Raw genomic sequence first — 26581 nt, 5'->3', positions numbered from 1 at the left:
ATGCTGCCCTTATAGGAGCGGCTTCAGCCGCGAGCTTTTGCCTTGGCCCCTCCCCCTGCGACGGCAGGGGGAGGCTGGGAGGGGGTGCCCACGGTTCGCGGCGCTGCCCGAAGGCACCCCTCCCCAACCCTCCCCTGCCGTCGCAGGGGAGGGGGCAAGAGTTCGCGGCTTTCGCCGCTCCTACGAAAGCGGGCCACGGGAAAGTCCGCTCGGGCACGTTGCCGCCGCGGCACTTGCGCACGTGCCAGGCGCCGTTGGCGTGTTCCAGCCGCAGTGCGGCCGGGGACGGGTTGGCGGCGTGCTTGCGGTCGCGGAAGGCGAAGCCGAGGCAGTCGCCGCCGTCGGCCGCCACCTGCAGGCGTCGCAGCGACTGCGCGTCGGCGTGCAGCGGCCAGCCCAGCACGGCACCGCAGGCCGCGCTGCGCAGGCACTGCTCGAAGGCCCACAGCGCGCCGCGCGCATCGGCATCGATGATTTCGAGATGGCGCAGGTCCATACCCGCCGCCTGCCAGGCCGGCGCGTACGGCAGGTACGGCGGTGCCACCACCACGACCACCGCACCCGCCCGGGTCATGCGCGCAAGCGTGGGCAGCAGCAGCGACAGTTCGCCAACGCCGTCGGCCGGCAGCAGCAGCTCGGTCAATGCGCGCCGCGGCCAGCCGCCCTGCGGCAGCAGCGCGTCGAGCGCGGCGTGGCCGGTCGGCTCGCCGCCGGCCGTCGTCGCCGGCGCGCGCCCGGCGCGCCACACGGTCTGCGCCGACAGCATCGCGTCGAGGTTGGGCGCGGCGGCAGTGGCGTCCGCGGCGGCCATCAGTCGCTGCGCACCAGGCCGCAGTACAGGCCTTCGATGGCGAAGTCACTGCCCGGCTGCACCACGATCGGTGCGTAGTCGGGATTGCGCGGCAGCAGGCGGATCCGCGACTTCGTCTGTTCGAAGCGCTTGATGGTGATTTCGCCGTCCACGCGCGCCACCACCACCTGCCCGTTGCGCGCCTCGCGCGTGCGCTGTACCGCGACCAGGTCGCCGTCGAAGATGCCGTCGTCGCGCATCGAATCGCCCTGCACCCGCAGCAGGTAGTCGGGCCGGTTGGCGAACAGCGCGCGGTCGAGCAGCACGTGGCGCTCGACGCCGGCATCGGCGCCGATTGGCGCGCCGGCGGCGACGCGGCCGAGCACCGGCAGTTCCATCCGGTCTTCGCGCAGCCGCGTGCGCGCACCGCGGCCGCGAGTGCCGGCAAGGCGGATGCCGCGCGCCTCGTTGGGCCGCACGTCCAGGTAGCCGGCCTCCTGCAGCCGCCGCACGTGCTTGTGCGCCGCGCAGGCCTGGCGGAAGCCGAAGGCGTCGGCGATCTGCTGCAGCGTCGGCGGCAGGCCTTCGCTGGCCGCGTGCCCGCGGATGAAGTCGAGCACGGCGCGCTGGCGGTCGGTGAGGTCGTCGGTCATGGGTAAAAATCTATTTACCTTTGCGGGCGAGCGCAAGACCCGCGTCCACGGCGATTGCGCCAGTCGCGCGTCTCGCAAGCAGAGACTGTCACCAAATCAACGGCTTGCCGCGTACTCCTACCCCGCCACCCCCATCCGTCGCTTTGGGGGCGGAGACGTCACCCGCGCTCAAACCCGCATCGGCGACAGGCCATGCGGTGGCTGCTGCGCGATCGCGACCTGCGCCTGCACGGCAGCATCCGCCAGTTGCCGGTTGACGTCTTCCAGCCGCTGGTCCGATGCCGGCGTCGGCGTCGCCATCGCCGCTTCGGTCTTCGCGAACGTGCGCAGGTGCGCCGGATCGTTCAGCGCGCCCTGCACAAGGAAGATGTTTTCGCCAGCCCCCGCCCGCCCGCCGCCCACGCCCAGCACCACGTGGTCGACGCGGCGCAGGCCACTCGCCTTGGCCACCGGCAGCAACGCCCGGCACAGGTTCTCCGCGCGTTTGCCGTTCCCGCAGTCGAGGCCGGGAAGTCCGTGCACGCGCTCGCGGATATCCAGCAGCAGCGCGTGGTCGGGATGGCCGGGATCGGCCGGCCCGCGTGGATGCGGACGCGCATCCTGGTTGCGACCGGGTGCCGCGGGTCCGGGTCGATTGCGCGTGGGCGCCTCCACCTCCGGCATCCCGTTGACCCTGTCCTCCACATTGCGCCACATGCCGGGCGTGGTCGAGGTCAGGACGTATTGCCAGCGGGTCTGGGCGGGGTTGCCGGTGACGGCATTGATGAAGTCGTTGTATTCGTCTGGATGAATGGTCTGACAGCCCGCAGAGTCGGTATTTGCACGCGATCCGCGATGGATCTTGAAGCTGTCGTTCAGTGCCTGGATGCCATCGACGTCGGCCTGGGTGAACCAACCGTCGGCGTTCGTGTCCCGTTGCACGCGTCCTTCGCCCTGCCGCACCGCCTCAGCCGTCGGGCGCAGCGCGACATCGAGGGCGCCGCGTCCACCCGGCCGTGGATGCATGGCGCGCTGCATCTCTACAGTGCCCTCACTTAGGCGACCCAGGTCGCGCAGGCCGTCGCGGTCGACATCCTCGCCTTCGATCTTGCGCAGCTTCACGATATGCTCGTAGCCCGACGAGGGGGCGTGTTGCCGCGTATCACGGCCACCCGAGGAGTGGACACGCCGCCCGTCGCTGCCGGCATGATGATCGTACTGGGCTGTGGGTTCCGTATTGCCCCTCCTGGCCGCGAAGACGCGGCGCGTACCGTCCGCCTCTTTCCAGAGCACGACGATGCGGTCGTCGTAGACGCCGGTCCCCGCGCGCGATTCGTCGCGCTCGGGCGTTCCCGGCAAGTCAACCAGCGCGGCAAATGGCTTGTCGCGATCGTTACCTGCCAGCGTCGTGTTCTCCTGTCGCAGCCCCAGGATCACCCGCTCGTGGCCATCCAGGGCATCGCGCGCCGCATCGTTACCTCGGATCGCAACGATGCTGGCATAGACGTCGAAGCGCTGTGCTTGCGTCAATGCATCGATTTCGGGGATCGTGTCGGGCTCGCTGCCCTCGCCTTGCACCCACTGCCCGGGAAACCTGGGCGCGCGCGATGCGCGTTGCAGGCGTTCGAGAACCGGCTCAGGCGCAGCGTCGACTGCCCGTGGATCGCGCGCCAGCGCATCCAGCATCGCGCGCGCGTCCGTGGCCACATAGCGATCCAGCGCTTCCTGGATGATGCGCGGCTGTCCTTCGCGATATCGCTCCAGCTGCTCGATTGCGTCAAGCGTGCGCTGCTGCTGCAGCAACTCAACAACCTGGTCCGCAGACGCGCGGATATCAAATTCAGCTTCTCGGTTCATTGCGGCCTCCTTGCCATTGCGCTCAATGTTCTAATTTGACGAACGAATCGAATCCTGCATCTGGAAAATAGCTACATGGTTCGACTCCTCTTGGAACCGGCCTACACGGCCAGCGCGAACGCGGCACGGTTTGCCGAAGCTCAAATCGTTTGCCTGTCCACACCAGAAACCCGAAATGCGCATTCGCCCAGTCCCCGAACCGCCGGGGATCGCTCTCCGGGATCGGATTGTCCGGATCGAATTCCATGATCCAGCGCATCGTCGGCGCGTACTGCAGCTTGTCGAGAACCAGGAAAATGTCGTCATCCGATGCATCCATCAGGTTGTACCCAAGATGTAGCCCATAGCGCCTGCGCTCCTCCGCCGTCATCGTCGGCTTGGGTGGCAGCAGCTGCGAAGTAACGTCCTGCGGCGTCCCGTCGTCGACCGTGCGATACACCTTGAACGCGTAGTCCGTCCACGGCGGAGGTTCAGCCGATGGCTCAGGATCCTCCGGATGTGCTGCGTGCCAGATCACGATGGCCGAGTCTGGTCGGGGCGAGGGCGGCCGAAACAGGTAGACCGTGATCGCCGGATCCGGCCCCTCGAACGAGCGCAGCCATGCGCCGTCGGCCAGCGGTAACCAGAAATCCGGGCGACGGCCAAGGCCAGGCACTGCGTAATACTGCAACGCCTTGCGCGCCGACGCCTCGCGCATACTTCGCGGGAAGTAGACGTCCCGCGTCGGCAGCGCAACCAGCGTTGACGCCAAGTGCGCGGGCACCGGGCCGCGGCAAGGCTTGCGCGACACGTCGATCTCGTCGGGTTCCGGGCAGCGTGCGCCCAGCGCGCGTTCGACCGCATAGAATTCCGCCGCCGACGGCAGTGTCGCCGGCAACGTAATGCCGAAGGTCTCTTTCGCTGGTTCTCGCGGCCCGGGCGCAACGGGCACGCCCTGCTCGCCAGTGACCGACGCCGGGATATCCCGCGCGTCGCACGCAGCGACTGCAATCACACAACTGACCAGGCACAGCACGATCCCTGTACGCACGGCGTCCTCCGATGACGTTGGCCGATCCGGGTACAGCCTAGCAACCGGAGGACTGGCAGTCCAAGTCCTTCGTCAATCCCGCCACGCCATCACGCTCTCCCTCCAGGCGAACGAGAGAGGGTAACGAGCCGCGACGACTATGCGAACGGATCCTGCAGCACCATCGTGTGCTCGCGGTCCGGGCCGGTGCTGACGATCGACAGCGGGCAGCCGGCCAGTTCCTCCAGCGCGCGCAGGTAGGCACGGGCGGCGGGCGGGAGGTCGTCCCAGTCGGTGACGCCGTGGGTGTTCTCGCTCCAGCCGGGGAACTCCAGGTACACCGGCTCGCATTCGTCCCAGCCCTGGGCGTCGAGCGGGGCGTATTCGGTTTCCTTGCCGCGGTAGCGGTAGGCGATGCACATCTTCAGCGTGTCCATGCCGTCCAGCACGTCGAGCTTGGTGATGCACAGGCCGCTGATGCCGTTGATGGCCACCGCGCGCTTGAGCGCGACGATGTCGATCCAGCCGCAGCGGCGCGGGCGGCCGGTGGAGGCGCCGTATTCCTGGCCGCGGTCGCGGATGCCCTGCCCGACTTCGTCATCGAGTTCGGTCGGGAACGGACCACCGCCCACGCGCGTGGCGTAGGCCTTGCAGATGCCGAGCACGTAGTCGATCGCATCCGCGCCCACGCCGGTACCGGCCAGCGCGCCGCCGACGGTGGTGTTGGACGAGGTGACGTACGGATAGGTGCCGTGGTCGATGTCGAGCAGCGCGCCCTGCGCACCTTCGTACAGCACCTTCTTGCCCTGCTTGCGCAGGTCGTGGAGGATGCCGGCGACGTCGGACTTCATCGGCTCGACGTATTCGCCGAAGGCCAGCGCCTCGTCGAGCGTCTGCTGGTAGTCCACCGCATCGGCATCGAGATACTTGGTCAGCACGAAGTTGTGGTAATCGAGCGCGGTGCGCAGCAGTTCGGCCAGCTGCTCGGGGTAATGCAGGTCGGCCACGCGGATGCCGCGGCGCGCGACCTTGTCCTCGTAGGCCGGGCCGATGCCGCGCCCGGTGGTGCCGATGGCCTTGCCGCCGGCGGCCTTCTCGCGCGCCTGGTCCAGGGCGATGTGGTACGGCATGATCAGGGGCGTGGCCGGGCTGATCTTCAGGCGGCTGCGCACTTCCACGCCGGCTTCCTCGAGTTCGGCGATTTCCTTGACCAGCGCCGCCGGCGACAGCACCACGCCGTTGCCGATCAGGCACAGCGCGTCGTCGCGAAGGATGCCCGAGGGGATCAGGTGCAGCACGGTCTTCTTGCCGCCGATCACCAGCGTATGGCCGGCGTTGTGGCCACCCTGGAAGCGCACCACCGCGCCGATGTCCTGCGTCAGCAGGTCGACGATCTTGCCCTTGCCCTCGTCGCCCCACTGCGCGCCAAGCACCACCACTGACTGACCCATTGCAAGACTCCTGCTGCGAATTGGTGGAGCGGCTGCTGCCGCGATCCGGACTGGCCCACACGCGGAAAAAGCCGGCGGTCGGCTCCCTGGAGAACCTGCCCGTCCGGCTTTTGCGAATTATCCGGGTTTCGCGGCCCGCAGGCCAGCGGCGGCGGCCGAAGCGACATGGCAGGGCGTCCAGCTCCTGCAGGAGCGGCGGAAGCCGCGAGCCTTTCCCGCGGCCACCAACGTCCATGGCCCCCCGCCTTCGCGGGGATGACGATCAAGAGCGGCTCAGGTACAGCGCCACCAGCCCCGCCACGAGCACGATGGCGCCGGCAATACGCAACTGCCGGCTCTCCATCTCCTGCATCTGCTCGGCCATGCGCTTGAGCGCGTCCGGGAACGCGAACAGCACCAGCCCCTCCAGCACCGCGACCAGGCACAGCGCCGTCCACAGGTCCGACATCGCTATCTGTCGTTGCGCATGTACTGCAGGAACGGATCGCTGCTGTCGAGCACGATCACGCTGTCTCCGCCCTCGAACGCCGCGCGGTACGCCTCCAGGCTGCGCTGGAAGGCATAGAAGCCGGCGTCGCGGCCGGCGGCCTCGCCGTAGATGCGCGTGGCCTGTGCATCGCCCTCGCCGCGCAGCTTCTGCGCGTCGCGCTCGGCCTCGGCCAGGATCACCGTGCGTTCGCGGTCGGCCTCGGAGCGGATCGTCTGCGCCTGCTCCTCGCCCTCGGCGCGCAGGCGGCTGGCCACCTGCTGGCGCTGCGCGCTCATGCGCCGGTACACGTCGCGGATCACGGTGCTGTCGGTGGGCAGGTCGATCTTCTTGATGCGCAGGTCGACGATGCGGATGCCGATGTTCCTGGCACCGGTATTGATGTTGTCCAGCTGGCGCTCGATCACCTCCGAGCGGTCGCCGGACACCACTTCCGACAGCGTGCGCGAGTTGATCTCGTTGCGCAGCGCGTCCTTGATGATCGGCGCCAGGCGCTGCACCGCGGTTTCCTCGGCGACCATGCCGGCGCCGCCGGTTGCGCGATAGAACGCGCGCACGTCCTCGATCATGCCCACGGCGAAGAAGTCCACGGATACGTCCTTGCGTTCGGACGTCAGGTAGCGCTCGGGCGTGGCGTCGAGCACGTGCAGGCGGCGATCGAACACCAGCGCGCTCTCGATCAGCGGCCACTTGAAATGCAGGCCGGGGCCGATGTCGCTGCGCGCGACGCGGCCCAGGTTGAGCACGATCGCGGTGTGGCCTTCGGCGACCACGTAGACCGAGCCCATCAGCCCGAACAGCGCCACGAGCACCAGCGGGATCAGGATATTGAGTCTCATCGGCCGGCCTCCTCGCTACCGCGCGGATTACGCGCGGGGCGGATGTCGCTGTCGTTATTGGCGTTGACGGTCGGGGCGACCATGTCCGGCGTCAGCAGCGGCGGCGCCGAAGACGACGACTTGCCGCCGGTCTTGTCCATCGGCACGTAGATCAGCTGGCGACCGTCGCCGACGATGGTGCGGTTGTCGGCGAGCACCTGCTGCACGGTCTCCAGCCACAGGCGCTTGCGGGTGACTTCCGGCGCGCCGCGGTACTGGTCGAGCAGCAGGCTGAAGCGTTCCGCGTCACCGGTGGCGCGGGCGATCTCGGCGGTCTTGTAGCCCTCGGCCACGGTGCGCACGCGCGCGGCCTGGCCGCGCGCCTCGGGCACGATCTTGGCCGCGTAGGCTTCTGCCTCGCTGATCAGGCGGTCTTTGTCCTGCTGGGCGCTGTTGACGTCGTCGAACGCGGGCTTGACCTCTTCGGGCGGGCGCGCGTTGGGCAGGTTGAGTTCGGTGACCACCAGGCCGGTGCGGTAGGCGTCCAGCGAGGCCTGCAGCATCTTCCGCGCCGACACCGCCAGCGCCTCGCGGGCGCCGAGCACGGTGTCGAGGTTCGAACGGCCGACCTGCTCGCGCACGGTCGACAACGCCGCCTGCTGCAGCATCTGGTCCGCGTCGCGGGTGCCGAACAGGTATTGCTGCGCGTCGCCGACGTTGTACTGCACGTTGATCTCGACCTGCACGATGTTCTCGTCGGCGGTCAGGATCGGCACGTTGTCGCTGAAGGTCTTGATCTGGGTGGCGGCGACCTTGGTCACGCGCTCGACCGGCCACGGCAGCTTGAAGTGCGGGCCTGGCTCGAGGATCCGCGCGAACTGGCCGAAGCGCAGCACCACGCCGCGCTCCTGCTCGGCGACCAGCACGAAGCAGTTGAAGGCCAGCCACAGCACCAGCGCCAGGCCGATCCAGCGCAGCGGGCCACCGCCGCCACCGTCGAACATGCCGCGGAAGTTGTCGAACAGGCCGCCGAGGCCGCCACCTCCGCTGCCGCTGCCGCGGCGCGGCTTCCACTGGTTGCGACGGTCCTTTCCGGACCCGCCGTCATCGTTCTTGCCGGGAATGTTCCAGGCCATGCCTGCTCCAATCGGGGGTGTGGCGCGGCGACCTGGGCGGCCGCGTGCGGGACAGTTTACAAGGTCGGGCCGGGTTCGCCCGGAAGCAAGGCCGGCGCGCAAACCACGGGTTACAGGGCGGCGGGTTCTTCCAGCAGGCCGCGCAGAGGCGCGCCGTCGTCGCCGGCGGCCAGGCGCTGCACGTCGGCCGCGGGCAGGTCGACGGCCAGCGTCCAGCCATCTTCGTCATGCGCTTCACCGCGCACGGCATCGAGCGCGTGCAGCCGCGCACGCAGGCGGCCGGCTGAGGTCGGCAGGCGCAGCTGCGCGACGATGCGGCGCAGGCCGAGCCGGCCGGCGAGCGCGCCGCGCAGCAGGTCGAGGCCGAGGCCGTCGCGGGCCGAAACCCAGACCCGGTCGCGCACCGCCGCATCGGGCTGGTCGCCGCCGGGGCGGTCATGGCGCGGCTGCGGCGCGCGACGCGGTTCGACGTCGGGTGCCGCTTCGTCGGCCGCTGCATCGCCTCCGGCTTCGCGATGCGCCGCTTCGCCGAGCTTGTCGATCTTGTTGTAGACCAGCAGCTGCGGGATCTCGCCGGCGCCGACTTCGGCCAGCACCGCATCGACCTGGGCGATGCGCTCGGCGCGCAGCGGGTCGGAGGCATCGACGACGTGCAGCAGCAGGTCCGCTTCGCGCGCCTCGCTCAGGGTGGAGCGGAACGCAGCAACCAGTTCGTGCGGCAGGTCGCGGACGAAGCCCACGGTGTCGGCGATCGCCACGGTGCCGCCAGGCAGCTCAAGGCGGCGCACGGTGGGGTCGAGGGTGGCGAACAGCTTGTCGGCGGCGTAGGCATCGGCGCCGGTCAGGGCGTTGAACAGCGTCGACTTGCCGGCGTTGGTGTAGCCGACCAGCGCGACGCGCGGGATCTCGCTGCGCACCCGGGCGCGGCGCATCTGGGTGCGCTGCACCTCGACCTTGTCGAGCCGCTTCTGCAACTGCTCGACGCGCTTCTGCAGCAGCCGGCGGTCGGTTTCGAGCTGGGTTTCACCCGGGCCGCGCAGGCCGATCGAACCGCCGCGCTGGCGCTCCAGGTGGGTCCAGCCGCGCACCAGGCGGGTGGACATGTGGCGCAGCTGGGCCAGTTCGACCTGCAGCTTGCCCTCGGCGCTGCGCGCGCGCTGGGAGAAGATGTCGAGGATCAGGCCGGTGCGATCGACCACGCGTCGCTGCAGCACCTTCTCCAGGTTGCGTTCCTGGCCAGGCGTGAGCGGATGGTTGACCAGCACCAGGTCGGCGCCGCTGGCCTCGGCCGCGGCCTTCACCTCTTCGAGCTTGCCGCTGCCGATCAGGGTCGCGGGATTGGGCCGGTCGATGCGCGCGTTGACGACGGTCGCCACGGTGGCGCCGGCCGAGCGCGCGAGGTCGCCGAATTCCTCCAGCGCGCCCTCGTCCGGCGGACCGCCGGCGTGGGGCTGGATCAGCAGGGCGTGCTCGCCCTTGCGGGAGCGTTCGAACAGCGTGGTCGGCATCGTGGGCCCGGTTTCGGATCAGGGTCCGGATATGGCGGCGCCGACCCGCCGACGCAAGCCTCAGGCCTCGTCGCCGCCTTCCTCTTCGCCGTTGCCGCCGTTCTCGTCGTTTCCGGCCGGATGGACGTGGCCGCCGCCGGGTCCCACGCGCACGTTGCGCGCCGGCACCACGGTCGAGATCGCGTGCTTGTAGACCATCTGGCTGACCGTGTTGCGCAGCAGCACCACGAACTGGTCGAACGACTCGACCGTGCCCTGCAGCTTGATGCCGTTGACCAGGTAGATCGACACCGGCACGCGCTCGCGCCGCAGCGCATTCAGGAAAGGATCCTGCAGAGATTGCCCCTTGGACATGTGTTCCCCCAGCTTGGTTATTGTTGTTCTGGCTTGCGCCCCGCATCGCCCGACCCGTTCCCCACGGCGGCGACAGGCCGATGTTATACGACAGTTCAGGCTTGTGGGGGCCGCGTGTGTGACGCGTTTCGCACGATGCGGCGTTGGAGAGGCCTCTGGGAGCCACGCCGGAGCCGCAGGTCGGGGCTACGCCCCCGACGGCTCTTCGCGGGCCCCCAGAAACAACGCCAGCGCAGCGTCCAGCCGGCCCTGCTCCGATGCGGGGTCAAACCACCGCGCATCAAGCTCGCCGCGCAGCCAGGTCAGCTGGCGCTTGGCCAGCTGGCGGGTGGCGTGGATGGCGCGGTCGCGGAATTCGCCCGGCGACGTGACGCCACCCAGGTGCTCCCAGGCCTGGCGATAGCCGACCGCGCGGATCGCCGGCAGATCCAGCGGCGCCGGGTGCGCGCGCAGCTGCGACAGCTCACGCAGCGCCCGTACCTCGTCGAGGAAACCCGCGGCCAGCATCGCGTCGAAGCGCGCCTCGATGCGCGCGTGCAGGACACCGCGGTCGGCCGGCGCGATGACCAGCTTCAGCACCCGGCACGGCAGGCGCGGAGCCGTCGCCGGCTCGCGCTGCCACTCGCTGATCGGCCGGCCGCTGAGGCGGAACACTTCCAGCGCACGCTGGATGCGCTGCGCATCGGTTGCATGGATGCGCGCGGCGGCGGCCGGATCGACACCGGCCAGTTCGGCGTGCAGCGCCGGCCAGCCGCGCTCGCGGGCCTCGGCGTCGATCACCGCACGCACGGCGGCGTCAGCCTCCGGCATCGGAGACAGGCCCTGCAGCAGGGCGCGGAAGTACAGGCCGGTGCCGCCGGCCAGGATCGGCAGCCGGCCGCGGGCAAGGATGTCATCGATGGCGACGCGCGCATCGGCGGCGAATTCGGCCGCCGAGTACGCCTGCCACGGCTCGCGCAGATCGACCAGGTGGTGCGGGGCGGCGGCGCGCTCGTCGGCCGTCGGCTTGGCCGCGCCGATGTCGAGCCCGCGATAGACCAGCGCCGAATCTACGCTGACGATCTCGCCGTCCAGCGCCTGCGCCCACTCCAGCGCAAGCGCAGTCTTGCCCGAAGCCGTGGGCCCCATCAGTGCGATCGCCGGCGGACGCGGATCGTGCATGGCCTTCAGCCGGCTCGCATGGGGTCAGGGCATCAGTAGCCGGTTTCGCGCAGCGAGGCACGCACCTGTTGGTGGACGACCTGGATATCCTGCGGCGGCTCGCGGTCGAGGCGGCTGACCACCACGATGGCCACGGTCGCGGCGATGAAGCCCGGCACCATCTCGTACAGGCCCGAACCCATCTGGTCGACCGCGACCAGCTTCCACGCGATCACCGTCGCCGCGCCCACCACGATGCCGGCCAGCGCGCCGTTTCGGGTCATGCGCTGCCAGAACAGCGACAGGATCACCACCGGACCAAACGCGGCGCCGAACCCGGCCCACGCATAGCTGACCAGCCCGAGGACCTTGCTGTCGGGGTCGCGCGCCATCCACAGCGCGATCAGCGCGATGATCGCGACCGAAATGCGGCCGGCCCAGACCAGTTCCTTCTGGCTGGCGTTCTTGCGCAGGAAGCCGTGGTAGAAGTCCTGGGTCATCACGCTGGAGCACACCAGCAGCTGGCACGACAGCGTGCTCATCACCGCGGCGAGGATCGCCGACAGCAGCACGCCTGCGACCCAGGGATTGAACAGCAGGCTCGCCAGTTCGATGAACACCCGCTCGGCATTGGCTTCGACCGGACCAGCCTCGCCCGGATGGTTGGCGAAGTAGGCGATGCCGAAGAAACCCACGCCCAGCGACCCGGCCAGGCACAGGATCATCCAGGTCATGCCGATCCAGCGCGCCGGCCGGATCGTCCTGACGCTGTCGGCGGCCATGAAGCGCGCCAGGATGTGCGGCTGGCCGAAGTAGCCCAGTCCCCAGGCAAGCGCCGACACGACGCCCACCACGCCGACCGCGCCGCCGCCGAACCAGTCGAGCCGGGACGCGTCGAACTGGCGGACGACGTCCACGCTGGCCTCGAAACCGCCGTTGTTCATCAGGATCAGGCACGGCGCCAGCAGCAGCGCGAAGAACATCAGGCCGGCCTGCAGGGTATCGGTCCAGCTGACGGCCAGGAAGCCGCCGACCAGCGTGTAGAGGATGGTCGCAGCCGCGCCCCACCACAGGGCCTGCTCGTACGGCAGCCCGAACACGCTCTCGAACAGGCGCGCGCCGGCGACCACGCCGGAGGCGCAGTACACCGCGAAGAACACCAGGATCACGATCGCCGACAGCACCCGCAGCACGCGGTCGTGGTCGGCGAAGCGGTTGGTGAAGTAATCCGGGATGGTCAGCGCGTCGCCTGCGCGCTCGGTGTAGACGCGCAGCGGCCCGGCCACCCACCGCCAGTTGGCCAACGCGCCGAGGATCAGGCCGATCGCGATCCAGCTCTCGGACACACCGCCCAGGTACAGCGCGCCGGGCAACCCCATCAGCAGCCAACCGCTCATGTCCGAGGCGCCGGCGGCCAGCGCCACCACCCACGGCCCGAGCGAACGCCCGCCGAGGATGTAGTCGTCGAAGTCCTTGGTGGACTTCCACGCGACGAAGCCGATCATGACGACGACGAACAGGTAGATCAGGAAGGTGACCAGGAGCGGCGTGCTGGCTGTCATGGGTGCTGGTTTCCCCTTTGTTTCTTGCGAATGGGCGCCGCCATTGCGGCACGCGAATTCGCCACCCTAACGCACATCAAGGGGGCGTTTCAGCCCCGGTTGTTCACAGTGGCTGTGGACAACCGGGGCTCGGGGCTTGTGGACAAGTCGCGCGAGGCCAGTCATGCCGCGGCCTCGCGCGGGGCGGCGAAAGTTTGGCCAGGCGGTCCGCTGCGGGCCGCGGATCAGTCGTCGTCGGGCCAGCGGATCGCCGGTTTCGCCTCGACGCGTGGCATCGGCACCGCGGCGACCGCGTTCCACACCGCCAGCGCGTCGACGGTGGCGGCCACGTCGTGCACGCGCAGCAGCATCGCTCCGCGCTGGGCGGCGACCAGGTGCGCGGCGACCGAGCCGTGGATGCGGTCGGCAGGCAAGTCGCGCCCGGTGATCTCGCCGATGGTCTTCTTGCGCGACAGGCCGGCCAGCACCGGCACGCCGAGTTCGGTGAAGCGCTGCAGCTGCGCGAGCAGCGCGAGGTTGTGGTCGCGGGTCTTGCCGAACCCGAAGCCGGGGTCGGCGACGATCCGCTTCTTGTCGATGCCGGCCATCTCGGCGGCGAAGATGCGCTCGGCCAGGAAACGATGCACCTCGGCGACGACGTCGTCGTAGCGCGGGTCGTCCTGCATCGAGCGCGGCTCGCCCAGCATGTGCATCAGCACCACCGGCACGCCCAGTTCCGCCGCCGCATCGAGCGCACCTTCGCGGCGCAGTGCGTAGACGTCGTTGATCATGCCCGCGCCCGCGGCCACGGCGGCGCGCATCACTTCCGGATGCGAGGTGTCGACGCTGATCGGCAGCCCGGTTTCCTTCGCCAGGCGCTCGATGACGGGCAGGACGCGGCGCAGTTCCTCCTCCGGCGCCACGGCTTCCGCGCCCGGGCGCGTGGATTCGCCGCCGACGTCGAGGATGTCGGCGCCCTCCCCTGCCAGCTTAAACCCATGCGCGATGGCGGCATCGGCACCGAAGTGTTCGCCGCCGTCGGAAAACGAATCCGGGGTGACGTTGACGATGCCCATCACCTGCGGGCGATCGAACCTGAGGATGCGGCCGGCGCAGTCGAGTTGCGGAACGGTATCGAACATCTCAGTCCTGCTTCTTTTTCTCGCGGGCCACCAATCCGGCACCGATGGCAACGCCAATGGCGATGCCGACGGCGATGTTCTTCATCGCGATCCCGATCGCGACGCCCACGGCGATACCGACCGCCATCCCGGCGCCGGCGCGCCTGCCGGGACTGCCTCGCTGTTCGGTCATGTGCATGCTCCGGAGGCGAAAAGCCGAAGGGGGACTCTGCCCCGTCGCGACGCGATGCGCAATCCGCGCGCCCGGGCCGACGCCGGCCCATCCGCTGCGCCGGCAGCGATCAGCGCACGGGAATGGCCGTCCCGCGCGGCGCGTCGCCCTGCGCCTCCATCGGCGGCGGGTACTTCTTCAGCAGGGCGATGAAGCGCGGGTCGTCGCGGATCGGGTCGAGGTCGGGGTCGATTGGCAACAGCGCCGACGAATAGGCCATGCCGCCGATCGGCGACGCGAGGATCCGATCCAGCAGCGGCACTGCGCGGTCGGCACGCCCGGCACTCGCATAGAGGAAGGCATTGCTGCTGACCAGGATGGGGATCAGGTACGTGTCGTCGAGGCCTTCGACCAGGGCCTGCGCCCGATCGGTCAGCCGCAACGCCTCCGCGGTGCGCCCCAGTCCCAGTTCGACATCCGCCATGTACTGCAGCGCCTGCGCCAGCGTCACGGGGTCGCCGCCGGCCTCGGCATCGACGAGGGCCTGCCGGCTGCCGGACTCGGCCTGCAGGTAGTACCGGTGCGCCTGCGCGGCATCGCCCATGTCCCGGTACAGCCAGGCAAGCTGTGCCGCCTTGGTGGCGCCGCGCTGTCCGCCGAAATTGTCCGGTGTGTCCGGAATCGATTCCAGGACGGCAAGCGCTTCGGGATAGCGCCCCAGCATCCACAGCAACAACACCCTCTGCGATTGCACGGTGGGGTGCTTGCTCTGGAGCACCGCCAGCGCGCGCGCCGGATCGCCGGTCCGGTTGAGGATGGCAGCGCTCAGGAGCGCCAGCGCCGTCACGTTGTCCGGGTCGGCCGCCAGCGCACGCCGGTTGGCATCCTCGGCTTCGGCATAGCGCCGCACGACCATGTAGGTGGCCGCCAGGTTGCCCGCGATGCGCGAGTTGCGCGGGTCGTGGTCAAGCGCCTCTTCCAGCTTGCGGATGGAGTCGTCGAGGCGCCCCAGCCGCCGGTACACGTAGCCGGCAGCGGCCATCACGCCGGCATCGTTGGGACGCAGGCGCTGCGCGGTGGCGAACGCGGCCAGCGCCGCGTCGTAGTCCCTGCGTCCGTAGTAGTCGCTGAAGCCCTTGGCGACGTAGGCGTCGGCCAGTTCCGGGTCCAGCGCCAGTGCCCGCTCCGCGTTGCTGCGCGCGCTGGCCGCGAGCGCATCGGCATCCAGCCCGGCAATCCCCTCGCCGAACCAGGCCAGCAGGCTCTGCGCGTAGGACAGCCGCGCGAGCGCCAGCGCGAAGGACGGATCGCGGGCGATCGCGCGCTGGTACGGCGCCAGCGACTGTTCCAGCAGCACGGTATCGATGTCGGTTCCGCCGCGATCGGCAAGGTATTCGGCGCGCAGGAACAGGTCGTAGGCCATCGGGTCGGCGGTCGGCGCGCGCGCAATGGCCTGCGCCTCGGCGGGCTGCAGCTTCAGCTTGAGCGCCGATGCGATGCGGCCCGCGACGTCGCTCTGCACCGCGAACACGTCGTGCATCTGGCGATCGTAGCTATGCGCCCACAGGTGCGTGTCGCTCGCCGCGTCGATCAGCTGGACGGAGATGCGCACCTTGTCGGCGGCACGCTGCACGCTGCCTTCCACGATGGTGTCCACGCCCAGTTCGCGGCCGACCTCGCGCAGGTTTTCCGCGTGCGAGCGGTACTTTTCCGTGGAAGTGCGCGACACCACCTTGAGGTCGCCGATGTTCGCCAGCCGGGTCAGGATTTCATCCTGCATCCCGACCACGAAGTACTCGCCATCCTCGTCGCCACTCAGGTTCTCGAACGGCAGCACCGCGATCGACTTGCCGGACGCCGCGGCCTGCGCTTCGGTGCTTGGCATCAGGCGCTCGGTCAGCAGCAGCACCACGACCACCGCGAGGATGCCGATGATCCAGTAATCGAGTTTGCGCCCGGTCGCGCGCGCGATGGATTCGCCGGGCGCGACCTCGCTCTCGCGCTTCAGGCCGGCCGGCGTGAATTCGTAGAACCAGGCGAACGCGATCCAGAACGGAAAGCCGATCGCGGCCGCGACCAGTAGCGCGCGCGTGATCCATTCCGGCGCGCCGACCACCGGCTGCAACTGCGCGAACCCCTGCGCCAGCGCCCATACGGCCGCCAGGTAGATCGCAGCGGCGCGAAAGATGTTGCGGCGCCTGAGTTCGCCGAAGAACCCCCTTGCCCCCGCCACGATGGCGCCCCTTCCGCCGGCATCGCACCGGCCTCCACCCTCGAGTCTGCTGGATGGCCACCGGGCGCGCAACTGTGCGCGAGCACTGCCTCGGAAGCAGGCTCAGGAGCCCGCGGCGGCTGCCGCTCCTGCGAGAAACAGCGAAGGCCGGAGCGGGCTCCGGCCTTCAGGCATTGCATGCGACGGCAGTCAGGTCTGCGCCGCGGGTCCGCCGATGGTGATCGGCTTGGGCTTGTCCGTCGCCGGGCCACCCTCGGTCCAGCCCATCGGCGGCGGCGGATCGCGGCCGTCCATGATCGCGTCGATCTGCGGCACGTCGATCGTCTCGTACTCGAGCAGCAGCTTGGCCATGGCGTGCAGCTTGTCGAGGTTGTCGGTGAGGATCTTCGTCGTGCGGCCATAGGCCTTGTCGAGGATCCCGCGCACGACCTCGTCGATGCGCCGCGCGGTGTCGTCGGACACGCTCTTGTGCTGGGTGACCGAACGGCCGAGGAACACCTCGTCGTCCTCCTCGCCATAGGCGATCGGCCCCAGCTCGTCCGACAGACCCCACTTGGTGACCATGTTGCGCGCCATCTTGGTCGCGCGCTCGATGTCGTTGGACGCGCCGGTGGTGACCTTGTCCTCGCCGAAGATCAGCTCCTCGGCCACGCGGCCGCCATACAGCGAGCACAGCTGCGATTCGATCGCGGTGCGGTTGTAGCTGTACTTGTCGCCCTCGGGCAGGTACATGGTCACGCCCAGCGCGCGGCCGCGCGGGATGATCGTGACCTTGTAGACCGGGTCGTGCTCGGGTACCAGGCGGCCGACGATGGCGTGGCCGGCCTCGTGGTAGGCGGTCAGCGTCTTTTCGTCTTCGCTCATCGCCATCGAACGGCGCTCGGCGCCCATCATGATCTTGTCGCGCGCCTTGTCGAAATGGTCCATGCGGACTTCCTTCGCGTTCTCGCGCGCGGCGAACAGCGCCGCCTCGTTGACCAGGTTGGCCAGGTCCGCGCCGGAGAAACCGGGCGTGCCGCGGGCCACGATCATCGGCTCGACGTTGTCGGCCAGCGGAACCTTGCGCATGTGCACGCGCAGGATCTGCTCGCGGCCCTTCACGTCCGGCAGGCCGACCACGACCTGGCGGTCGAACCGGCCCGGGCGCAGCAGCGCCGGGTCGAGCACGTCGGGACGGTTGGTCGCCGCGACCACGATCACGCCCTCGCCACCCTCGAAGCCGTCCATCTCGACCAGCAGCTGGTTGAGCGTCTGCTCGCGCTCGTCGTGCCCACCGCCCAAGCCGGCGCCGCGATGGCGGCCGACCGCGTCGATCTCGTCGATGAAGATGATGCACGGCGCGTGCTTCTTGCCCTGCTCGAACATGTCGCGCACGCGGCTGGCGCCGACGCCGACGAACATCTCGACGAAGTCCGAACCGGAGATCGAGAAGAACGGCACCTTGGCCTCGCCTGCGATGGCCTTGGCCAGCAGCGTCTTGCCGGTGCCCGGCGGCCCGACCATCAGCACGCCGCGCGGGATCTTGCCGCCGAGCCTCTGGAACTTGGTCGGATCGCGCAGGAACTCGACCAGCTCGGACACTTCTTCCTTGGCCTCGTCGCAGCCGGCGACGTCAGCGAAGGTGACCTTGGTCTGGTCCTCATTGAGCAGCTTGGCGCGCGAGCGGCCGAAGGACATCGCGCCCTTGCTGCCGCCCTGCTGCATCTGCCGCATCATGAAGAACCAGAAGCCGATGATCAGCAGCACCGGCAGGAAGTTGATCAGCAGGCCCCAGATGGTGATGCCCGACTCGGGCGGCGCCTGCTTGATCTCCACGCGGTGGTTCATCAGGTCGTCGACCATGCGCTCGTCGCGGCGCGGGGCGGTGGTGATGCCCTTGCTGCCGTCGGTGCGGGTGAACTTGATCGAGCGCTCGTCGCTGGCGATGTCGACGGCCTTGATGCGGTCGTTGCGGACGTCGGTCATGAACTGCGAGTAGATGATCTCGTCGCTGCCACCCGCGGTTTTCGGGCTGAAGCTCTGGAACACCACCATCAGCACGACGGCGACGACCACCCAAAGCATCAGATTCTTGACCAGGTCATTCATTCAATTGCGCTCCGCGGCAACGCCGCAACCTTACTTGATTTGTGCCAGCTTGCCTTGCGCCAGCGCATACACTTCCGGCGAACGCTTGCGCGAGGCAGCCGGCTTGCGGATCACCACCTTGGCATAGCGCCGCCGCAGTTCCCGCACGTAATCGTCGAAGCCCACGCCCTGGAACAGCTTGATCAGCAGCGCGCCGCCGGTCCGCAGGTGGTGGTCGGCGAAATCCATCGCCAGCTCCGCCAGGTGCATGGCCCGCGGCAGGTCGACGGCATCCACACCACTCTTATTGGGGGCCATGTCGGACAGGACAAGGTCGACTTCGGCCCCGCCGAGCATCGTTTCCAGCGTCGATAGGACTTCATCCTCCCTGAAATCCCCATGAAGGAACTCCACCCCGGCCAGCGGCGGCATGTCCAGGATGTCCAGGGCCAGCACCCGTCCCGAGTCGCCCAGAGCCTGCCGGACCCACTGCGACCAGCCACCGGGGGCCGCGCCCAGGTCCACGACCACCATCCCGGGCCGGAGCAGGCGGTCGCGTTCGACCAGCTCCTCGAGCTTGTAGGCCGCGCGCGAACGCAACCCCTCCGCCTGCGCCTTCTTGACGTAGGGATCGGAGAAGTGCTCTTTCAGCCAGCGCTGGCTGCTCTTGCTGCGGGTGGCCATGGGAGAAGATCGGGAGCCGGGGGAAGTGCCCGGAAATCAGGGCGTTGCGGGGCCGCCATGATACCCTGCACGCCTGTTCCCCGACCTGATCCAGCGCATGCCGATCGTCCTGACCGCGGCCCAGAACCGTTTCCTGCGCGGGCAGGCGCACGACCTCAACGCCATGCTGCAGGTCGGCGGCAAGGGCCTGACCGACCCGGTCGTGGCCGAAGTCGCCGGTGCGCTGGAGCACCACGAGCTGATCAAGGTGAAGGTCGCCGCCACCGACCGCGAAGCGCGCGACGCGATCATCGGCGAACTGGCTGCCCGTACCGATGCGGTGCTGGTCCAGCGCATCGGCCACGTCGCGATCCTGTACCGGCCCAACGAGGAGCAGCGGCGGATCGTGCTGCCCAGGGCCCGGGATTAGGGATTCGGCCCCGTGCAACTCACCCTCGAACGCCCCGACTACGACTTCTTCCTGCGCGGCGCCGACGGCGCTTCGGCGCTGGTCAACGAGCGCAAGCTGGAGCGCAGCTTCGTCATCTCGCCGCGCACGCTGGTCGAGAAATGGTCGGTCGTGGACGTCACTGCGATGGCGCCGGCCGACCTGCAGCCGCTGTTCGAACTCGAACCCGAGCTGATCCTGCTGGGCAGCGGCCAAACCCAGGCCTTCCCGCCGGCGGAAACCATGGCCGCCTGCCTGTCACAGGGCATCGGCCTGGAAACCATGACCAATGCTGCAGCCGCGCGCACGTTCAACGTGCTGGCCAGCGAAGGGCGGAAGGTGGTGGCGGGGTTCGTTCTGTCGTAGGTCGGGGCTACGCCCCCGACGGCTTTTCGGCGGACGGCTTCGGATGCTGCGCGGGTGTCGGGGGCGTAGCCCCGACCTACGGGATCCCCGCGGCTCAGCGCTTCGGCAGATACGCCCTCGGATCGACCGGCTTGCCGTTGTAGCGGATCTCGAAGTGCAGCATGTCGCGGGCGGCGCCGCTGCGGCCCATCTCGGCGATCTGTTCGCCGGCCTTCACCACCTGGCCTTCGTTGACCAGCCGGGCGCGGTTGTGGCCGTAGGCCGAGAGCCATTCGTCGTTGTGCTTGACGATCACCAGTTCGCCGTAGCCGACCAGGCCCGAGCCCGAATACACCACCACGCCGCCCGCGGCCGCGCGCACCGGCTGGCCGCCGGTGCCGGCGATGTCGATGCCCTGCCGGGTCGGGTCGCCCGCGCGGTAGGTGCCGACGATCTGCCCTTCGGTGGGCCAGCGCCAGCTGAAGGGGCTGGAGGCGGCGGCAGGCGGCGGCGTGGGACGCGTGGCCGACGGCGCCGGCTGCTTCGTGGTCGATGCCGATCGCGATGGCGCAGGCCTGGCGGCGGTGCGGCGCCCATCGCTCGGGTAGAGCCGCAGCCGCTGGCCCGGATAGATCGTGTACGGCGGGTCGATGTCGTTCCACGTCGCCAGGTCGAGGGTGGTGATGCCGTTGTTGGTGGCGATCCGGTACAGGTTGTCGCCACGCTTGACCACGGCCGTGGCGCCATACTTCGGCGTCGATACGCGCGAACCGCCTTCGCGCACGACGGAGCTGGAGCAGGCGGCCAGAACGAGCAGCGCCAGCACTGCCAGGCCGGCGACGAAGATGCGGGGCGAGGTCTTTCCGGGACGTTTCGTCGTTGTCATGCGTCTTGCGGGTCTCCAGTCGGGCCAACTGCGGCGGCGCCATCTGTTGTGGACGAAGCGCTCAAGCGGCCAGCCGCTGCCACAGTTCGCGCGCGGCCACGCCGCCACCGCCGATCAGGATACCGAAGTAGATGATCGTTCCCACATTGGCCAGGTAGCCCAGCAGCACCGCGACGCCGTCACGCTGGATCAGACCGGCGGCCAGGAACAGCAGCGCCAGCGCTGGCAGCGTGTTGCTGAAGGGCACGAAGCCGAACGGCGCCATCAGCAGCAGCGCGGCGAGGATGAACGCGAGGTTGTTGAACAGGTTCTGGACGCGGCCGACGACCAGCGCGGGCAGCCTGTGAGGCCGGCTGATCCGTTCCAGCCGCCGCACCCAGGCCATGCCAGCGGTCAGTCCGGGGCGCAGCCGGTCGGCCGGCAGTGCCTTGTTCCGCAGCCGCGCCGGCAGCCACAGCGGCCGCCCGGCCAGCCGGCTGATGCCGACGAGCAGGATCGCTGCGCCGAATACGGTGCTCACGCCCGGGATCGACACCGGGATCAGGAACACCAGCGTCAGCAGCATCGTCAGCAGCAGCAGGCCCTCGTCGCCGAACACGTCGAGCAGCTCGCCGAGCGTCAGGTGGTCCTCGGGCAGGGCTTCGATGATCGCGGCGAGCTGCTCGCCGAGCGACGCCGAATCGTCGACGCCGGCTTGGGATCGGGGTTCATTCATGTCGCGTTCCCGTCACGGCAACCGGCACCTGCGTGCGGCCGCCATGGCGCTCAATCGACCAGGCCCGAAAGCAGTGGCACGAACACCACCGGCGCCAGGTTGGCCTGGTCAACCACGCCGTCGGCGTCCCTGCGCAGGCACAGCAGCGACTGCGCGCCGCTGCCGCCCACCGGCGCCACCAGTGTGCCGCCGGGCGCGAGCTGCGCGGTCAGCGCGTCGACCAGCGCGGGCGCGGCGGCGGTGACGACGATGCCGTCGAACGGGCCGTTCTCCGGCCAGCCGATGCGGCCGTCGTCGTGCTTGCTGCGGATGTTGAACCCGAGCGCGCGGAAGCGCTTGCGCGCGGTGCGCAGCAGCTCGCCGATGCGCTCGACCGTGTGCACCTCCAGCCCCAGCGCGGCCAGGATCGCGGCCTGGTAGCCCGAACCGGTGCCGACCTCCAGCACCTTCTTGGGCTGCGCGCCGTTGGCGAACAGCGCTTCGGTCATCTTCGCCACCACCCAGGGCTGCGAAATCGTCTGCCCGTGGCCGATCGGCAGCGCGGTGTCCTCGTAGGCACGCGTGGCCAGCGCCTCGTCGACGAACAGGTGCCGCGGCACGGTGCGCACGGCGTTGAGCACGCGCTCGTCGGCGATGCCGTTGTCGCGCAAGCGTTCGATCAGGCGGTCGCGGACCCGCTGCGAGGTCATGCCCACCCCGATCGCCTCGGGATGCAGGCGCATGCGCGCGGTCATGCGGCGTCCTCGCGCAGGCCCTGGGCCAGGCCGTCGACCCAGCTGGCGACCTGCTCCAGCGCCTGGTAGCGGGTCAGGTCGACGTGGATCGGGGTGATCGAGATGTGGCCGGTGCGCACGGCGTGGAAATCGGTGCCTGCGCCGCTGTCGAGCTCGGGGCCGGCCGGACCGATCCACCACCAGTCGCGGCCGCGCGGATCCTGCTGCGGAATGCAGGGCTCGGCGCGGTGGCGGTTGCCCAGGCGCGCGACCTCGAACCCGGCGACCTCCTCCCACGGCAGGTCCGGCACGTTGACGTTGAGGATGGTGTCGGCCGGCAGCGGATCGGCAGCCAGCCGCGCCACGATTTCCACCGCGGCGCGCGCGGCGGTGTCGTAGTGGCGGCCGTCGTGGTCGGCGGTGACCAGCGAAACCGCGACCGCGGGCAGGCCGAGGAAGCGGCCTTCCATCGCCGCGGCCACGGTGCCGGAATAGATGACGTCGTCGCCGAGGTTGGCGGTGTTGTTGATGCCGGAAACCACGATGTCCGGCTCTTCCTCGAGCATCCCGGTGATGGCGACGTGGACGCAGTCGGTCGGCGTGCCGTGCACGCGCCACACGGCCGGTGCCTGCTGGACCACCCGCACCGGCGCGTCCAGGGTCAGCGAGTTGCTGGCGCCGGAGCGGTCGCGGTCGGGCGCGACGACCAGCACTTCATGGCCGGCTGCGCGCAATCCCCTGGCCAGAGCCTGGATGCCGGGTGCATCCACACCGTCGTCGTTGCTCACCAGTACGCGCATGAACCCTTCTTCCGTGCCCCATCGCCGTGCATTGCACGACATGATAGCGGATGCGCGCGACCGCCTGCCGTGCGATGCGCGGCTGGCCGCGCCGCGCTAGGCTTCGGGCATGAGCAAGCGCCGCGACCCGCCCGGGGACGAACCGCCAGACGACGACGCCGCACTGTTTCGCGCCGCGGTCGGCCCGGTGCGCGAACTGCCGCCTGCCCCGCTCCCGCCGGCGTCGCCCAGGCCGCGCCCGGTACCGCGCATGGCCCGGCGCGACGAGGACGACGCGCGCAGCGAATTCCACCGCATGCTCGATGCGGGTGCGCTGGAAACCGGGGACGCCCTGCAGTATCGGCGCGACGAAGTACCGCCGCGCGTGCTGCGGCGCCTGGGGCGCGGCGAGTATTCCGCGCAGGAGGAACTGGACCTGCACCACGCCGATCTCGCACAGGCCGAGGCGCTGCTGCGCGGTTTCCTGAAGGCCGCACGCGAGTCCGGCATCGGCTGCGTCCGGATCATCCACGGCAAGGGATTGCACTCGGACAGCCGCATCCCGCCGCTGAAGAACCTGGTCGACCGCATGCTGCGCCAGCGCGCCGACGTGCTGGCGTTCCATTCCGCGCCGTCCGCGCAGGGCGGCAGCGGCGCGGTGCTGGTGCTGCTCGGCAAGCGCTGAGCCGGAGCTTGCGCCGTTGCGTCAGCGGGAAACGATGGAAACGCGCTTGGTCGGCGGATTCACCCAGTGCACCCGCACGCCCTGCTGGCGGGCGAGCTTCTCGACTTCCGCCATGTACTCCGCCCTGGGGACCGTCCTTGTTTCAGGGACCGCCGCGTTGTCGACAGCGGCGGGAGCGACGTAGGCCGAACGCGTGCCGGCGCTGGTGCATCCCAGCAGGCCGACCGACAGCAGCGACACGACAACGATACCGGGAATGGCTTTCATGGCGATTCTCCTGGTTGCCGGCGCATGGCGCGATGCCATGCGTCGACTCCGACTCTACGCCGCCGGTTTCGCCCGGCCAGTGCCGCTCATGCGTTTCCGACGAACGGTCGCTGGCCGCCCTGCAGATCGTGTATGGGCCCCAGTTCCGCCAGTACCGTGGTCGCATAGGTACCAGGCGACAGGGAGAACGCGAGTACGAGCCCGTCGTCACCCTGCCACTCCCACGCCAGCGCCTCCGGGCGCAGGCGCGTTGCGCGTCGCTCCTGGCGCAGGCCGGCCGACTCCAGCCCGGCACGCAGCGCCATCGCGTCGTCATCGGCGAGGACGGCTTCCTCCATCCGCCGCGCGGCGCCGGTGGTGCGCAGTTCGCCGCGACCCCACAGCGGCGCACCTGGATGGATGTCGAAGCGGTCCAAGCGCTCGGCCAACACTTCGCTCCAGGGCTCGGGCCCGAACACGCTGCGGCTGCCGTCGAGCACCCAAACTTCGCCCTCCAGGCCACGGTTCCACGACCGGTCATGCACGCGCGCGGCCAGCACCCGGTTGAACAGTTCCGAACGCGCCGCCGACAGCAGGTGGGTGCGCTGCGCCCGGGCAACCCGCTTGCCGGCGAACATCGCCAGCGCGTTGCCGAGGTTCGCGCCTTCGCGGCCGAAGCGCTGTTCGCCGAAATAGTTGGGTACGCCGGTTTCCGCGATCATCCGCAGGCGCGCGTCGATCGCGGCGCGCGCGCCCTGCACGTCGCGCAGCACCAGCCGGAAGCGGTTGCCGGCCAGCGCGCCGCGCGGCAGCTTCTTCGCGTGCCATGCGTGATCAAGCACGCGCAGTCCTTCGACCTGCAGCGTTTCGATGTCGGGCGCAGGGCGGCCCGGCAAGTGCACGCTGAAGCGCTGCCGGGTCACGGCGTGGCGGTCCTTGAGTCCCGCGTAACCGATCGCCTGCTCGCCGACCCCGGCCCGCTGCGCAAGCAGCTTCGCGGCGAAGGCGGTGTTCATGCCGCGCTTCTCGACCGTCAGCAACAGGTGCTCGCCCGCACCGCTGGCGGCGAACGCATCGATTTCCTCGACGAAGAAATCCTCGGGGCTGGTCCGGATGGTCGCCGACAGCACCGCCCCGCCGTGGGCCGCCGGCAGTGCCGCCTCGCTCATGCAGGCACGAGCAGGCAAACCGCCTGGGCTGCGATGCCCTCGCCGCGGCCGATGAAGCCCAGCGCCTCGCTGGTCGTGGCCTTGACGCTGATCGCATCGATGTCGACGCCAAGGTCCCCCGCGATCAGCGTGCGCATCGCGTCGGCGTGCGGGCCGACTTTCGGCCGCTCGCAGATCACGGTGACGTCGGCGTTGCCGAGCTTCCAGCCGCGTTCGCGCAGCAGTTCGTTGCAGTGGCGGACGAAGGCGCGGCTATCGGCGCCCTTCCAGCGCGGATCCGACGGCGGGAAGTGGCGGCCAATGTCGCCCAGCGCCAGCGCGCCGAGCATCGCGTCGCACAGCGCGTGCAGCACCACGTCGCCGTCGCTGTGCGCGAGCACGCCGCGCCCGTGCGGCACGCGCACGCCGCCGAGCATGACGTGGTCGCCTTCGCCGAAGGCGTGGACGTCGTAACCCTGGCCGATGCGGATGTTCATAGGGATCTGGGGGCTGGGGGCTGGGGACTTGGAATCGGGGATCGGGGATGTGGGTTGGATCTTCCCAGACCCTAGCCCCCAGCTCCCAGCCCCCTCCTCGCCAACACGAACTCGAACCGCGCCAGGTCCGCCGGCGTGGTGACCTTGAAATTGTCCTCGGCGCCCTCGACCAGCAATGGACGGTGGCCCTGGCGCTCCATCGCCATCGATTCGTCGGTGATTTCGATGCCGGCGTCGCGTGCCGCCTCCAGCGCGCGGGACAGCTGCAGGCGACGAAACAGCTGCGGCGTCAGCGCGCGCCACAGCCGCTCGCGGGGCTCGGTGCGGTCGATGCCGCCGTCGTCGCCGGAGCGCTTGAGCGTGTCGCGCACCGGCGCGGCGAGGATCGCGCCGACCGGATCGCCGCGGCCGCGCTCGAGCAGCTGGTCGAGGTCGGCGGCCGAGAGGTTCGGGCGCGCGGCGTCGTGGACGAGCACGAAATCGTCGGCGCGCACCTCGTCCGGCAGCGCGGCGAGGCCAGCCAGCACCGAATCGGCGCGCGCATCGCCGCCGATGCAGGTTCGCAGGGGCTTGCCCTCGAACTCGGCCCAGCCCGGCCAGCGCTCGTCGCCATCGGCCAGCACCACCACCGCACCATTCACCTTGGGGTGCGCCAGCAGCGCGCGCAGCGCATGCGCCAGCAACGGTTCGCCGGCCACGTCGAGATACTGCTTGGGCACGTCGCCGCCGAAGCGCGCGCCGCGGCCGGCGGCAGGGACGACGGCCCAGAGCCTGCCGCGGACCTGGTCCGGGCTCACTGGCCACCCTCCGTTGCCGCATCGACCTCGCCGGCCGGACGCACCGGCCGCCGGTCCTCGACCACGCGGTAGAACGTCTCGCCCGGCTTGATCATGCCCAGCTCGCTGCGGGCGCGCTCCTCGACCGCGGCGCCGCCGTCTTCACTCTTGAGTTCGGCCACCTCGGCGGCCAGCGCGTCGTTGCGCTGCTGCAGGCCGCCGTTGTCGCGCCGCTGCTGCTCGACCTGCTGCGACAGCGCGCGCACGTCGCCGGCGCCGCCGTGCCCGAACCACAGCCGGTACTGCAGCCACGCCAGCAGCGCGATCAGTACCAGGGCCGTGATCCGCAGCACGCGCATCGGCG

The 26581-nt window shown here is 69.7% G+C and carries 28 protein-coding genes and 1 pseudogene; 3 read left to right on the top strand and 26 right to left on the bottom strand.

The window, feature by feature from the left end; genetic code table 11:
* Nucleotides 1–205: 205 nt before the first annotated feature.
* From imuA to rlmE, 17 genes and pseudogenes are all read right to left on the bottom strand, one after another.
* A pseudogene (gene imuA, locus ACFONC_RS15055) lies at nt 206–811 on the bottom strand (translesion DNA synthesis-associated protein ImuA); the annotation flags it as partial.
* On the bottom strand, nt 811–1443 hold the full coding sequence (gene lexA, locus ACFONC_RS15050) for a transcriptional repressor LexA (RefSeq protein WP_386745441.1): 633 nt from the start codon (nt 1441–1443) through the stop codon (nt 811–813). The gene lexA and the pseudogene imuA, both read right to left, overlap by 1 nt.
* Before the next feature lie 168 nt (nt 1444–1611).
* On the bottom strand, nt 1612–3279 hold the full coding sequence (locus ACFONC_RS15045; protein ID WP_386745440.1) for an XVIPCD domain-containing protein: 1668 nt from the start codon (nt 3277–3279) through the stop codon (nt 1612–1614).
* A 22-nt stretch (nt 3280–3301) separates the two neighbouring features.
* Entirely contained in the window at nt 3302–4309 is a 1008-nt protein-coding gene (locus ACFONC_RS15040) for a hypothetical protein (protein WP_386745438.1), read from the bottom strand.
* A 137-nt stretch (nt 4310–4446) separates the two neighbouring features.
* Nucleotides 4447–5739, bottom strand: coding sequence for an adenylosuccinate synthase (locus tag ACFONC_RS15035; protein ID WP_386745437.1), 1293 nt, complete (start codon nt 5737–5739; stop codon nt 4447–4449).
* Between the two features lie 262 nt (nt 5740–6001).
* A complete protein-coding gene (locus ACFONC_RS15030) occupies nt 6002–6187 on the bottom strand; it encodes a DUF2065 domain-containing protein (protein WP_386745435.1) in 186 nt (61 codons plus the stop codon).
* Nucleotides 6188–6189: 2 nt separating this feature from the next.
* Entirely contained in the window at nt 6190–7065 is an 876-nt protein-coding gene (gene hflC, locus ACFONC_RS15025) for a protease modulator HflC (RefSeq protein ID WP_386745433.1), read from the bottom strand.
* Complete coding sequence (hflK, locus tag ACFONC_RS15020) at nt 7062–8180, bottom strand: FtsH protease activity modulator HflK (protein WP_386745431.1); 1119 nt, start codon at nt 8178–8180, stop codon at nt 7062–7064. The genes hflC and hflK overlap by 4 nt, the downstream gene beginning before the upstream one ends.
* Nucleotides 8181–8290: 110 nt before the next feature.
* Nucleotides 8291–9676 carry a ribosome rescue GTPase HflX gene (gene hflX, locus ACFONC_RS15015; protein ID WP_386745530.1) on the bottom strand — a complete coding sequence of 462 codons (1386 nt, stop codon included), beginning with the start codon at nt 9674–9676 and terminating at the stop codon, nt 8291–8293.
* Between the two features lie 72 nt (nt 9677–9748).
* On the bottom strand, nt 9749–10042 hold the full coding sequence (hfq, locus tag ACFONC_RS15010) for an RNA chaperone Hfq (RefSeq protein ID WP_386745429.1): 294 nt from the start codon (nt 10040–10042) through the stop codon (nt 9749–9751).
* A gap of 186 nt (nt 10043–10228) precedes the next feature.
* Nucleotides 10229–11203, bottom strand: coding sequence for a tRNA (adenosine(37)-N6)-dimethylallyltransferase MiaA (miaA, locus tag ACFONC_RS15005; protein ID WP_386745427.1), 975 nt, complete (start codon nt 11201–11203; stop codon nt 10229–10231).
* A gap of 32 nt (nt 11204–11235) precedes the next feature.
* The gene (gene putP, locus ACFONC_RS15000) at nt 11236–12744 is read right to left on the bottom strand and encodes a sodium/proline symporter PutP (RefSeq protein WP_386745425.1); all 1509 of its coding nucleotides are present in this window, start codon (nt 12742–12744) and stop codon (nt 11236–11238) included.
* 224 nt (nt 12745–12968) lie between these two features.
* A complete protein-coding gene (gene folP, locus ACFONC_RS14995; RefSeq protein ID WP_386745423.1) occupies nt 12969–13865 on the bottom strand; it encodes a dihydropteroate synthase in 897 nt (298 codons plus the stop codon).
* 1 nt (nt 13866) lies between these two features.
* The gene (locus ACFONC_RS14990) at nt 13867–14037 is read right to left on the bottom strand and encodes a hypothetical protein (RefSeq protein ID WP_386745422.1); all 171 of its coding nucleotides are present in this window, start codon (nt 14035–14037) and stop codon (nt 13867–13869) included.
* A 109-nt stretch (nt 14038–14146) separates the two neighbouring features.
* Nucleotides 14147–16249: a tetratricopeptide repeat protein gene (locus tag ACFONC_RS14985; RefSeq protein ID WP_386745420.1), complete on the bottom strand. Its 2103-nt coding sequence runs from the start codon at nt 16247–16249 to the stop codon at nt 14147–14149.
* Between the two features lie 189 nt (nt 16250–16438).
* Nucleotides 16439–18337 (bottom strand): ATP-dependent zinc metalloprotease FtsH, encoded by a 1899-nt coding sequence (gene ftsH / locus ACFONC_RS14980; protein ID WP_386745418.1) that lies wholly within the window; start codon nt 18335–18337, stop codon nt 16439–16441.
* A 30-nt stretch (nt 18338–18367) separates the two neighbouring features.
* The gene (gene rlmE, locus ACFONC_RS14975; RefSeq protein WP_386745416.1) at nt 18368–19000 is read right to left on the bottom strand and encodes a 23S rRNA (uridine(2552)-2'-O)-methyltransferase RlmE; all 633 of its coding nucleotides are present in this window, start codon (nt 18998–19000) and stop codon (nt 18368–18370) included.
* A 97-nt stretch (nt 19001–19097) separates the two neighbouring features.
* Between rlmE and yhbY the strand changes: the two genes are divergently transcribed.
* Complete coding sequence (gene yhbY / locus ACFONC_RS14970; RefSeq protein ID WP_386745414.1) at nt 19098–19409, top strand: ribosome assembly RNA-binding protein YhbY; 312 nt, start codon at nt 19098–19100, stop codon at nt 19407–19409.
* Between the two features lie 12 nt (nt 19410–19421).
* Entirely contained in the window at nt 19422–19793 is a 372-nt protein-coding gene (locus ACFONC_RS14965; RefSeq protein ID WP_386745412.1) for an Mth938-like domain-containing protein, read from the top strand.
* Between the two features lie 94 nt (nt 19794–19887).
* Here the strand turns inward: ACFONC_RS14965 and ACFONC_RS14960 are convergent, their stop codons facing one another.
* The 4 genes from ACFONC_RS14960 to surE all read right to left on the bottom strand — a co-directional run bounded on the left by ACFONC_RS14960 (nt 19888) and on the right by surE (nt 22886).
* Nucleotides 19888–20658: a peptidoglycan DD-metalloendopeptidase family protein gene (locus tag ACFONC_RS14960; RefSeq protein WP_386745411.1), complete on the bottom strand. Its 771-nt coding sequence runs from the start codon at nt 20656–20658 to the stop codon at nt 19888–19890.
* A gap of 61 nt (nt 20659–20719) precedes the next feature.
* On the bottom strand, nt 20720–21373 hold the full coding sequence (locus ACFONC_RS14955) for an exopolysaccharide biosynthesis protein (RefSeq protein ID WP_386745410.1): 654 nt from the start codon (nt 21371–21373) through the stop codon (nt 20720–20722).
* A gap of 50 nt (nt 21374–21423) precedes the next feature.
* Complete coding sequence (locus tag ACFONC_RS14950) at nt 21424–22107, bottom strand: protein-L-isoaspartate(D-aspartate) O-methyltransferase (protein WP_386745408.1); 684 nt, start codon at nt 22105–22107, stop codon at nt 21424–21426.
* A complete protein-coding gene (gene surE / locus ACFONC_RS14945; protein WP_386745406.1) occupies nt 22104–22886 on the bottom strand; it encodes a 5'/3'-nucleotidase SurE in 783 nt (260 codons plus the stop codon). Before surE ends, ACFONC_RS14950 begins: the two co-directional genes overlap by 4 nt.
* Nucleotides 22887–22995: 109 nt before the next feature.
* On the opposite strand from surE, the gene ACFONC_RS14940 reads away from it, so the two are divergent.
* Nucleotides 22996–23550, top strand: coding sequence for a Smr/MutS family protein (locus ACFONC_RS14940; RefSeq protein WP_386745404.1), 555 nt, complete (start codon nt 22996–22998; stop codon nt 23548–23550).
* Between the two features lie 21 nt (nt 23551–23571).
* Here ACFONC_RS14940 and ACFONC_RS14935 read toward each other — a convergent pair whose 3' ends face one another.
* From ACFONC_RS14935 to ftsB, 5 genes are all read right to left on the bottom strand, one after another.
* The gene (locus tag ACFONC_RS14935) at nt 23572–23817 is read right to left on the bottom strand and encodes a hypothetical protein (protein WP_386745402.1); all 246 of its coding nucleotides are present in this window, start codon (nt 23815–23817) and stop codon (nt 23572–23574) included.
* 86 nt (nt 23818–23903) lie between these two features.
* Entirely contained in the window at nt 23904–24965 is a 1062-nt protein-coding gene (gene truD, locus ACFONC_RS14930) for a tRNA pseudouridine(13) synthase TruD (RefSeq protein ID WP_386745400.1), read from the bottom strand.
* A complete protein-coding gene (ispF, locus tag ACFONC_RS14925; RefSeq protein ID WP_386745528.1) occupies nt 24962–25447 on the bottom strand; it encodes a 2-C-methyl-D-erythritol 2,4-cyclodiphosphate synthase in 486 nt (161 codons plus the stop codon). Before ispF ends, truD begins: the two co-directional genes overlap by 4 nt.
* A gap of 65 nt (nt 25448–25512) precedes the next feature.
* Complete coding sequence (gene ispD, locus ACFONC_RS14920) at nt 25513–26238, bottom strand: 2-C-methyl-D-erythritol 4-phosphate cytidylyltransferase (RefSeq protein ID WP_386745398.1); 726 nt, start codon at nt 26236–26238, stop codon at nt 25513–25515.
* Nucleotides 26235–26576: a cell division protein FtsB gene (gene ftsB, locus ACFONC_RS14915; protein WP_386745397.1), complete on the bottom strand. Its 342-nt coding sequence runs from the start codon at nt 26574–26576 to the stop codon at nt 26235–26237. The genes ispD and ftsB overlap by 4 nt, the downstream gene beginning before the upstream one ends.
* Nucleotides 26577–26581: the final 5 nt, after the last annotated feature.

It is taken from the genome of Luteimonas soli, from assembly GCF_042648865.1.
GTDB lineage: Bacteria > Pseudomonadota > Gammaproteobacteria > Xanthomonadales > Xanthomonadaceae > Luteimonas > Luteimonas soli.
This window is presented reverse-complemented; position numbering and strand designations above follow the sequence as displayed.

Coding starts and splice junctions, on each gene's coding strand:
- folP (WP_386745423.1), bottom strand. CDS start 13,865: ATGTTCGATACCGTTCCGCAACTCGACTGCGCCGGCCGCATCCTCAGG.
- ACFONC_RS15030 (WP_386745435.1), bottom strand. CDS start 6,187: ATGTCGGACCTGTGGACGGCGCTGTGCCTGGTCGCGGTGCTGGAGGGG.
- ftsH (WP_386745418.1), bottom strand. CDS start 18,337: ATGAATGACCTGGTCAAGAATCTGATGCTTTGGGTGGTCGTCGCCGTC.
- ACFONC_RS14940 (WP_386745404.1), top strand. CDS start 22,996: ATGAGCAAGCGCCGCGACCCGCCCGGGGACGAACCGCCAGACGACGAC.
- rlmE (WP_386745416.1), bottom strand. CDS start 19,000: ATGGCCACCCGCAGCAAGAGCAGCCAGCGCTGGCTGAAAGAGCACTTC.
- surE (WP_386745406.1), bottom strand. CDS start 22,886: ATGCGCGTACTGGTGAGCAACGACGACGGTGTGGATGCACCCGGCATC.
- yhbY (WP_386745414.1), top strand. CDS start 19,098: ATGCCGATCGTCCTGACCGCGGCCCAGAACCGTTTCCTGCGCGGGCAG.
- hflK (WP_386745431.1), bottom strand. CDS start 8,180: ATGGCCTGGAACATTCCCGGCAAGAACGATGACGGCGGGTCCGGAAAG.
- ftsB (WP_386745397.1), bottom strand. CDS start 26,576: ATGCGCGTGCTGCGGATCACGGCCCTGGTACTGATCGCGCTGCTGGCG.
- ACFONC_RS15045 (WP_386745440.1), bottom strand. CDS start 3,279: ATGAACCGAGAAGCTGAATTTGATATCCGCGCGTCTGCGGACCAGGTT.
- ACFONC_RS14955 (WP_386745410.1), bottom strand. CDS start 21,373: ATGAATGAACCCCGATCCCAAGCCGGCGTCGACGATTCGGCGTCGCTC.
- ACFONC_RS14960 (WP_386745411.1), bottom strand. CDS start 20,658: ATGACAACGACGAAACGTCCCGGAAAGACCTCGCCCCGCATCTTCGTC.
- ACFONC_RS14935 (WP_386745402.1), bottom strand. CDS start 23,817: ATGAAAGCCATTCCCGGTATCGTTGTCGTGTCGCTGCTGTCGGTCGGC.
- truD (WP_386745400.1), bottom strand. CDS start 24,965: ATGAGCGAGGCGGCACTGCCGGCGGCCCACGGCGGGGCGGTGCTGTCG.
- hflC (WP_386745433.1), bottom strand. CDS start 7,065: ATGAGACTCAATATCCTGATCCCGCTGGTGCTCGTGGCGCTGTTCGGG.
- hfq (WP_386745429.1), bottom strand. CDS start 10,042: ATGTCCAAGGGGCAATCTCTGCAGGATCCTTTCCTGAATGCGCTGCGG.
- lexA (WP_386745441.1), bottom strand. CDS start 1,443: ATGACCGACGACCTCACCGACCGCCAGCGCGCCGTGCTCGACTTCATC.
- miaA (WP_386745427.1), bottom strand. CDS start 11,203: ATGCACGATCCGCGTCCGCCGGCGATCGCACTGATGGGGCCCACGGCT.
- ACFONC_RS14990 (WP_386745422.1), bottom strand. CDS start 14,037: ATGACCGAACAGCGAGGCAGTCCCGGCAGGCGCGCCGGCGCCGGGATG.
- putP (WP_386745425.1), bottom strand. CDS start 12,744: ATGACAGCCAGCACGCCGCTCCTGGTCACCTTCCTGATCTACCTGTTC.
- ACFONC_RS15035 (WP_386745437.1), bottom strand. CDS start 5,739: ATGGGTCAGTCAGTGGTGGTGCTTGGCGCGCAGTGGGGCGACGAGGGC.
- ACFONC_RS14950 (WP_386745408.1), bottom strand. CDS start 22,107: ATGACCGCGCGCATGCGCCTGCATCCCGAGGCGATCGGGGTGGGCATG.